Here is an 8,907-nt window from a genome sequence, read left to right as displayed (position 1 = left end):
TGTTCGAGCGGCGCCACATCGCCGCCATCGACAAACCGCCGCCCGTCAATCCAAGTCGAAGGTACCCCCGCTGCTCTCCCGATCAGATGAGCCTCGACTATGTCTAACTTTCCCCGGACAGCCCTGCACTTTCGTGGGGCGAGGAAAAGAGCGTCTCGCGACCAAAATTTCATCCGATCACGCTTGTGTGTTCGTGTTCTTGCCTTGGTTCGTCCTTATATGTTGCACTGCAACATGGGCAGGCAGAAGCCGCCCTTGCAACATGACGCAGGGGCAGGCCAGCGCATCAAGACAAGGAACGCCATGGCGAAGAACGGCAAGGCGGAGGAAAAGAAGAAGATCAACATCGCGCTGCAGGGCGGCGGCTCGCATGGGGCCTTTTCCTGGGGTGTGCTCGACCGGCTGCTGGAGGATGGGCGGCTGGAGATCGCGGCGGTGTCCGGCACCAGCGCCGGCGCTATGAACGCGGTGGCGCTGGCCGACGGTTTTGTCCGGGGCGGCGTGGAAGGCGCGCGAAAGAAGCTCGACGATTTCTGGCGGGCGGTGGCCTCGAAGGGCCGTTTCAGCCCGGTGCAGCGCATGCCGTGGGACGTCGCGTGGGGCAACTGGTCGATCGAGAACACGCCGGGCTATCTTTTCTTCGACACGATGTCGCGGGTGTTCTCGCCCTATGTCGCCAATCCGCTCGGCCTCAATCCACTGCGCGATGTGGTGGAGAAGGAGATCGACTTCGGCAATGTGCGCGCCTGCAAGTCGATGGAGCTGTTCATCTCGGCGACCAATGTCGAGACCGGACAGCTGCGCGTTTTCTCCGACGGCGAGATCGACCTCGACACGGTGATGGCGTCGGCCTGCTTGCCGCAATTGTTCCGCGCCGTGGAGATCAAGGGCGTTCCCTATTGGGATGGCGGCTATGGCGGCAATCCGGCGCTCTTTCCGTTCTTCAAGGCGGCGGCAACCGAGGATGTGCTTCTGGTGCAGATCAATCCCGTGGTGCGCGAAGGCACGCCGAAAAGCGCCAACGAGATCCAGAACCGCATCGACGAGATCACCTTCAACGCCGGCCTGCTGCGCGAATTCCGTTCGATCGCCTTCGTCAAGGAGCTGATCGCGGCCGGACGCCTGCCGCATGGCGAATATCGCGACATCCGTATGCACCGCATCGATGCCGACGAGGCTTTCAAGGACCTCTCGGCCTCGTCCAAGGTCAATGCCGAATGGGCCTTCATCGCCTATCTGCGCGACCTCGGCCGAAGTGCTGCCAGCGACTGGCTGGAAGAGAATTACGACGCCGTCGGTCAGCGGCCGACACTCGATCTTTCAGGCGAGCTTGACGACGGCTTCAAGCCGTTGCGCGGCCCGGCGCCGGGGCGCCGGGTGAAGGAGTTCCTCGCCGCGCATATCAAGCCGGAGTCGGCGCGGCGTCGGGCTTAAGGTCATCCATGCCTGTCAGCAAGTCCGTCCCGGCTGTCAGCATCTTCCGCAACGGAACCGGCGGGGCGCTGGATCATGCCCGCGGCGCGATGTAGTCTTACCTGAACGTAAAGGGGAGGTTGCGATGCTGCAAACGAGGCAGAACGCTCTTGGCGTCCGGTTTGAAGCGCAATGCCGGGCCTTCGAGAAGGAGCCGTTCCCGACGCTGGATGTGCGCAAGGACCGGCTGAACCGCCTGCTGGCGCTCACCGAAAAGCACGAAGCCGAGATCTGCGCGGCGATCGACAGCGATTTCTCCGCCCGCTCGGCTGAGGAAACGCGGCTTGCCGAACTGTTCGTCGTGCGCGCCGGCATTAGGCATGCGCTGTCGCATCTCAGCGCCTGGATGCGCGAGCGCCGCGTCGCCACCAGCCTGCCGTTTATGCCGGGGCGCAACCGCCTTTTGCCGCAGCCGCTCGGCGTCGTCGGCATCGTCTCGCCCTGGAACTATCCTTTCCAGCTCGCCGTCGCGCCGGCGACCGCGGCGCTCGCGGCCGGCAATCGCGTCATGATCAAGCCGTCTGAGCTGACGCCGAAGTTTTCGGACCTGCTCGCCAGCCTAGTCGAGAAATATTTCGCCGCCGACGAGGTCGCCGTGATGGTGGGCGACGCCGATGTCGGCAAGGCATTCGTGTCGCTGCCTTTCGACCACCTCCTGTTCACCGGCTCGACCGCCGTCGGCCGCCAAGTGGCGCTGGCCGCCGCCGCCAACCTGACGCCGGTGACGCTGGAACTCGGCGGCAAGTCGCCGGCAATCTTCGATCCGTCCTGCGACCTCGACGCGGCGGTCGCCAGCGTCGCCTATGGCAAGCTGCTCAACGCCGGACAGACCTGCATCGCGCCGGACTATCTGATGGTGCCGCGAGGCCAGGGCGCGGCGGTCGCGGCCAAGTTCGCTGTCGCCATGGCCAAGCTCTATCCGCGCCTCGGCGACAATCCCGACTATACGGCGATCGTCAGCGAGCGGCATCACCGGCGGCTGAGCGACATGGTCGCGGAGGCGCGCGACAGCGGCGCCGACATCACCGAGATCAACCCGGCCGACGAGACGCTCGGCGTCAGCGACCGCAAGATGGCGCCGGTGCTGGTGCGCAATGCCGGCGACAATCTGCGGCTGATGCGCGAGGAGATTTTCGGGCCGGTGCTGCCGATCGTCGAATATGGCACGGTCGACGAAGCCATCGACCATGTGAACCGGGGTGAGCGTCCGCTGGCGCTCTACTGGTTCGGCAGCGACAGCGCCAACCGCCAAAGGGTGATGCGCGAGACGGTGGCTGGCGGCGTCACGATCAACGACTGCATGCTGCATCTGGTGCAGGAGCGGCAGCCCTTCGGCGGCGTCGGCGAGAGCGGCACCGGCGCCTATCACGGCGAATGGGGATTCCGCACCTTCAGCAAGGAAAAGCCGATCTTCATCCAGTCGAAGCTCAGCGCGGGCGGCCTGCTGCGCCCGCCTTACGGCAGGACATTCGAGCGGATCTTCCGGCTGCTCAATCTCATCACTTGACAGCTTCAACCGAGGATAGCGGGGCGCTAGCGCGCTCCGACCGGACGGCTGCCGCGGCCCGTGGACGATTTTTCGCATCATGCTGACGGCTGTTGCCAGTAACCTTGGGGAAACCTGCCGGCGCGCCGGCAAAAGCGCCAGCCGGCTGGCAGAAAAGCCCGTGTTTGTCGAGGTACAGCGTTCCCCGCCGCAATGTTCCGGCAACTTTTCCGACTATATTGCGCCGCAACTTTCAGGTAGAAGCGGCGTCCGCCGATCACGGCAAATTGAACTAGGCCCCGCGCACACCCATATCGGCCGCGCGCCCAAGTCGGAAGCGCCGACCTAGCCAGGTCCTGCTACGGAAAAATGACGATGCCGAAAATCAGGTTTCACAAGCTTGCAGCCGTTGCCGTGCTCATCGGTTTCGCGGCCTGGATGGGAACGGGCGAGTTTTCCTCTGTCGGCAGCGCCGCGGACAAGTCTGTCACCACCGACAAGTCGGTTACTACCGACAAGTCGGCTACGACCGACAAACAGGCCGGCGCCGGCCAGCCGGAGGCCGCCAAGGCGAAGACAGCCGAGGCTGAGCCAAAGGCCGCGTCGCGCACCGTGGCGGTGGTGACGCCGCCGCGCAAGACCTTCGCGCGCGCCATCCGCATCTCCGGCCTGACCGAGGCCGACAAGCGCGCCGTGCTGGCGACGCGCGTCGCCGGCGTCATCGAAAAGCTGCCGGTCAAGCAGGGCGACCATGTCAAGACAGGCGATCTCGTGCTGATGCTCGCGGCCGAGGAGAAGATCTCCAATGTCGACAACGCCAGGCAGCTGCTTGTGCAGCGCAAGGCCGAGCTCGACGCCGCCGAGCGGCTGGCCAAGACCGGCAATCTGCCGAAGCTGCAGCTCGACACTGCCCGTTCCAACCTGACGCTCGCGCAATCGCAGCTCGATGCCGCGCAGGCGGAGCTCGACCGCAATGAGGTGAAGGCGCCGTTCGACGGCGTCATCGACCGCATCCCGGTGGAGCTCGGCAGCTCGGTGATGCAGGGCGGCGAGGTGGCGACGATCCTGAAGCTTGATCCGGTCATCGCGCGCGGCGAGATCAGCGAGCGTGACCTGCGCTACGTCAAGATCGGCGACCAGGCCGATGTGCGTCTGGTCAACGACCAGAAGGTCACCGGCACGGTTCGCTACATCAGCCGCGATGCCTCGGCGCAGACCCGCACCTTCCGCGTCGAGGTGGCGATCCCCAATGGCGACGGCTCCATCCCCGCCGGCATGACGGCCGAGATCACGCTCAGCGCCGAGCCGACCAATGCGGTCATGCTGCCGCGTTCGGTGGTGACGCTCGGCGACAAGGGCGACCTCGGCATCCGCGCCGTGGGCAAGGACGACAAGGTGGCCTTCTTCCCGATCGATCTCGTCGACGACACGCCGCACGGCCTGGTGCTGGGCGGCATTCCGGAAGATGCGCGCATCATCGTCGCCGGCCAGGAGCTGGTAAAGGAAGGCGACTTGGTGAAGCCCGTCGAGGCCGATCAGGCGACCATCAGCAAGCTGATCGGCGAAGCCGCCGCCGGCACGCAGTAAAGCACGACGCGTCCGTCGCCGGGCCAATCCCGCGACGGCGGTCCGCAGCCTTGGAAGCATAACAGGCCGAAGTCATGGATATCGTCAGACTCGCCATCAACAATGCCCGCCTCACAATATCGGCGCTGCTGTTCCTGCTCGTCGCGGGCTGGGTCGCCTATCAGTCGACACCGAAGGAAGCGGAGCCCGACGTTCCGATTCCGATGATGTATGTCAGCCTGATCTATCAGGGCATCTCGCCGGAGGATTCCGAGCGCCTGCTGCTGAGGCCAATGGAAAGCAAGCTCAAGAGCCTCAAGGGGCTGAAGGAGATGCGCTCGGCCGCCTTCCAGGGCGGCGGCTATGTGCTGGTCGAATTCCAGCCGCAGACGGATCTCGCGACGGCGCTGCAGGATACGCGCAGCAAGGTGCAGGACGCCAAGGCCGACCTGCCGCAGGCGGCCGAGGAGCCGACGGTCAACGAGGTCAACGTTTCGGAATTCCCGGTCCTGGTCGTGACGCTTTCCGGCGATGTGCCGGAGCGCGTGCTGACGGCCGCCGCGCGCGAGCTGCGCGACCGTATCGAGGAAGTGCCCGGCGTGCTCGAAGGCTCGCTGCAGGGCGCGCGCGACGACCTCGTCGAGGTCGTCATCGACCCGGTCAAGCTGTCCTCCTACGGGCTGCAGCTCGATCAGGTGATTCAGGGCGTCGCTTCCTCCAACAGCCTTGTCGCGGCCGGTAATCTCGAGGGCTCGGAAGGCAAATACGCGGTCAAGGTGCCGTCGCTGATCGAGACGCCGGAAGATGTCGCCAACCTGCCGGTCGTCGCCACACCGAACGCCGTGGTCCAGGCCAAGGACGTCGCCACCATCCGCTCGACCTTCAAGGACGCCGAGACAGTCACCCGGCTCGACGGCAAGCCGGCCATCGCCATCGAAGTGAAGAAGCGCATCGGCGCCAACCTCATCGACACCCTGATCCATGTCCGTGAAGTGTCGGACAATTTCATCAAGACCATGCCCGAGGGCATGCATGTCACCTACACGCAGGACAAGTCGGTCTTCGTCAACCAGCTGCTCGGCGACCTGCAGAACCATGTGATGATCGCCGTCATCCTGGTGTTCATCGTCATCCTCTATGCGCTGTCGGGACGGGCTTCCCTGCTCATCGGGCTTGCCATCCCATCATCGTTCCTGATGGGCATCCTGCTGCTCGCCATGATGGGCTACACGATCAACATGATCGTGCTGTTCAGCCTGATCCTGGCTGTCGGCATGCTGGTGGACGACGCCATCATCGTCACCGAATTCGCCGAACGGCGCATGAGTGAGGGCATGCCGAAGGCCGACGCCTTCGCGCTGGCCGCCAAGCGCATGGCCGGCCCAGTCATCGCGGCGACGATGACGCGCATCGCCGCCTTCTCGCCGCTCTTGTTCTGGCCCGGCATCATCGGCGATTTCATGAAATACATGCCGATCACGCTGATCGTGACGCTGTCGGCTTCGATGCTCTATGCGCTGGTGTTCGCGCCGACTTTGGGCGCGATCTTCGCCAAGGCGCCGGAGCATCACGAGGAGGGCAATCGCGACGGCTGGTACATGGCCGTGGTCAAGCAGGCTGTCCGCTTCCCGATGACTGTCATCCTGCTCACCGTCGGGCTTTTGGTCGGCGTCGGCTTCGCCTATTCGAAATATGGCGCGGGCGTCGAGTTCTTCCCGAGCGTCGAGCCGGATTACGGCCTGCTCTATGTCCATGCCCGCGGCAATCTTTCGCTGGCGGAAATGGACGCCGCCACCAAGACGGCGGAAAGCCGGCTGCTCGGCTGGCCCGGCGTGAAGTCGGTCTATACGCGCGTCGGCAAGACGCAGGGCGGCGGCCAGGACATTCCGGAGGACGTGGTCGGGGTCATCCAGTATGAATTCGTCGACTGGCGCCAGCGCAAGTCCGCCAACCAGATCCTCGATGACCTGCGCGGCGTGATGGCCGGCATTCCCGGCGTCGATGTCGAAGTGCGCGTTCCAGAAGCCGGCCCGCCGACCGGCAAGCCGATCCAGATCCGGCTGTCGGCCGCCGACCCGGCCGGGCTGGACGACAAGGCGGGCGCGGTGGCGGCGCGCATCGCCAAGATCCCCAACGTCATCGACATTTCGGACGGCCTGCCGCCGCCCGGCGTCGACTGGGCGCTCGAGGTCGACCGCGCCAAGGCGGCGCAATACGGCATCAGCCCGACCTCTGTCGGCACGGTGGTGCAGCTGGTCACCAACGGCCTCAAGCTCTCGGAATACAGGCCAGCCGGCGCCGACGACGCGGTCGACATAAGGCTGCGCCTGCCGGAGGACCGGCGCACTCTGTCGACACTCGACGAGCTTCGCGTGCAGACCTCGCAAGGCTCGGTGCCGATCTCCAACTTCGTCGTGCGCAAGCCCGAGCCGACTGTCGGCATCCTCAACCGCATCGACGGCGCGCGCACCGTGGTCGTGCAGGCCAATGTCAGCGCCGGCGCGCAGGTCGCCGCCGTGCAAGAGCAGGTCACCAAGGCCGTCACCGACATGGATCTCGGCAGCGGCATCCGCTGGAAGCTCGCCGGCTCCAACGAGGACAGCGCCGAAGCCAGCGCCTTCCTCGGCAAGGCCTTTGGCGCGGCGATCTTCCTGATCTTCCTGGTGCTCTTGGCACAGTTCAACAAGTTCACCAGCGTGTGGCTTGTCTTGTCCTGCGTGGTCATGGCGACGATCGGCGTGTTCTTAGGCTTGCTTCTGACAGGCGAGGCCTTCGGCATCGTCATGTCGGGCATCGGCGTCATCGCGCTGGCCGGCGTGGTGGTGAACAACAACATCGTTTTGATCGACACCTATGACCGATTGCACGAGGAAGGCTGGGACAAGATGGACGCGGTGCTGCAGACCTGCCGGGAGCGCGCCCGTCCGGTGGTGCTGACGGCGGTGTCGGCCATCCTCGGCGTGCTGCCGATCGCCTTCGGTCTCGGTCTCGAAATCTTCCATCACGAGACGACGATCAACGCGCCCTCGACGCAATGGTGGATCTCGCTGTCCTCGGCGATCGTCTTCGGCCTGTCCTTCGCCACGCTGCTGACGCTGGTGGTGACGCCGTCTATGCTGATGGTGTTCACTCGCGCCAAGGTGAAGCCCGGCCAGCGACGCGGCTGGTTCGGACGCCTGTTCCGCAGTGGCAAGGGCGAGGTCACGACGGGCGCGCCCGCTGGAGAAACTGGCACAGAGCCGGCGGTTGCCTTTCCGAAAGCGGCGGAATAGAGCGGTTCGCAACGCCAAGACGAGAAGCCGCCCGGAACAACCGGGCGGCTATTTGCATTGTTCCCTCGAAGTTCAACCAGACGGCGAGGATTTTTCATGACGATCGGCACAATTCTCGTAATAATCCTGATCCTGATCCTGATCGGCGCCGTGCCGGCATGGCCGCATTCGCGCTCCTGGGGCTACGGCCCTTCCGGCATCGTCGGCGTCATTTTGGTCGTGCTGCTCATCCTGCTGCTGATGGGCAGAATCTGATCTTCAATGAATTGCGGCCGGGCTTTGAAACCCGGCCGTTTCATCTTTCGTTGGAGCTTTTGATCAAGCGCCCAGGCGCGAGGGCTGCACGGCGATGCCGATATCCTGCAAGGCCTCCTTCACCGCCTCATCGAGCGGGGTATGCGGGATTTCGCCGATGATCTCTTCCAGCCGCGTCGAAACCAGCCGGTGCGGCTCGTAGCGCAGATAGGACATCGACACGATCTCCTTCCACATTGCGACGAACGGGCTGCCGGCGCGCAGAACCCACCAGGGCATGAAGGAGAGCTTCAGCTTGCGGCCGAGCGCCTTCTCGGCCGCCGCCTTCATGTCGAGGTCGGTGATGGCGTGGCCGGGGAAGTTGATGGCTTCGAAGAGGCCCGTTTTGTCGAGGTTCTTCGCCAGGCCGACGAAGGCGACGGAGAAGTCCGGCAGGTAGGCCCATTCATGGGTCAGGTCGGCCGGGCCGGGCGCGGTGTAGACGCCCTTCTCCATCTTGGCGGCGACGACGAGGTCGAACCAGGAGCCGCTGCCGGTGCCGCCGAAGAAGTCGCCGGCTCTGAGGACGATGGTGCGGACCCGGCCGGCTTCGGCCTCGCCGCGAAACAGGTCTTCCATGGCGCAGCGGATACGGCCCTTCTCGGTGGTCGGATGGAACGGCGTCGCTTCGGTGATCACCTGCGGCATCGGCGAGCCGTAATTGTAGACGGTGCCCGGGAAGAGATGCAGGGCGCCGTTTTCACGGCAGGCGGTCATGACGTTCTCGGCCATCGGCATGCACTTGCCCCAATCGGTGTAGATCGGGTTCAAGCCGTTGAAGATGATGTCGACGCCTTGGGTGGCGCGGATCAGGGA

General features: G+C 64.7%; 6 protein-coding genes. 5 read left to right on the top strand and 1 reads right to left on the bottom strand.

The window, feature by feature from the left end; genetic code table 11:
• The first annotated feature begins 303 nt into the window (after positions 1 to 303).
• The 5 genes from EOA27_RS11030 to EOA27_RS11010 all read left to right on the top strand — a co-directional run bounded on the left by EOA27_RS11030 (position 304) and on the right by EOA27_RS11010 (position 8,052).
• Positions 304 to 1,434, top strand: coding sequence for a patatin-like phospholipase family protein (locus EOA27_RS11030; RefSeq protein WP_126083677.1), 1,131 nt, complete (start codon positions 304 to 306; stop codon positions 1,432 to 1,434).
• Between the two features lie 124 nt (positions 1,435 to 1,558).
• Positions 1,559 to 2,980, top strand: coding sequence for a coniferyl aldehyde dehydrogenase (locus EOA27_RS11025; RefSeq protein WP_126080783.1), 1,422 nt, complete (start codon positions 1,559 to 1,561; stop codon positions 2,978 to 2,980).
• A 354-nt stretch (positions 2,981 to 3,334) separates the two neighbouring features.
• Positions 3,335 to 4,546 carry an efflux RND transporter periplasmic adaptor subunit gene (locus EOA27_RS11020; protein ID WP_126080784.1) on the top strand — a complete coding sequence of 404 codons (1,212 nt, stop codon included), beginning with the start codon at positions 3,335 to 3,337 and terminating at the stop codon, positions 4,544 to 4,546.
• Positions 4,547 to 4,620: 74 nt separating this feature from the next.
• Entirely contained in the window at positions 4,621 to 7,797 is a 3,177-nt protein-coding gene (locus EOA27_RS11015) for an efflux RND transporter permease subunit (protein ID WP_126080785.1), read from the top strand.
• 96 nt (positions 7,798 to 7,893) lie between these two features.
• Positions 7,894 to 8,052, top strand: coding sequence for a DUF3309 family protein (locus tag EOA27_RS11010; protein ID WP_040991775.1), 159 nt, complete (start codon positions 7,894 to 7,896; stop codon positions 8,050 to 8,052).
• A gap of 63 nt (positions 8,053 to 8,115) precedes the next feature.
• On the opposite strand, the gene EOA27_RS11005 is transcribed toward EOA27_RS11010, so the two are convergent.
• On the bottom strand, positions 8,116 to 8,907 hold a 792-nt coding region (locus tag EOA27_RS11005; protein WP_127256147.1), incomplete at its 5' end, for an NAD-dependent epimerase/dehydratase family protein.

Source organism: Mesorhizobium sp. M2A.F.Ca.ET.037.01.1.1 (assembly GCF_003998075.1).
Classification (GTDB): Bacteria; Pseudomonadota; Alphaproteobacteria; order Rhizobiales; family Rhizobiaceae; genus Mesorhizobium.
The sequence above is the reverse complement of the archived record's forward strand: the minus strand, read 5'-3'. Positions and strand labels throughout refer to the sequence as shown.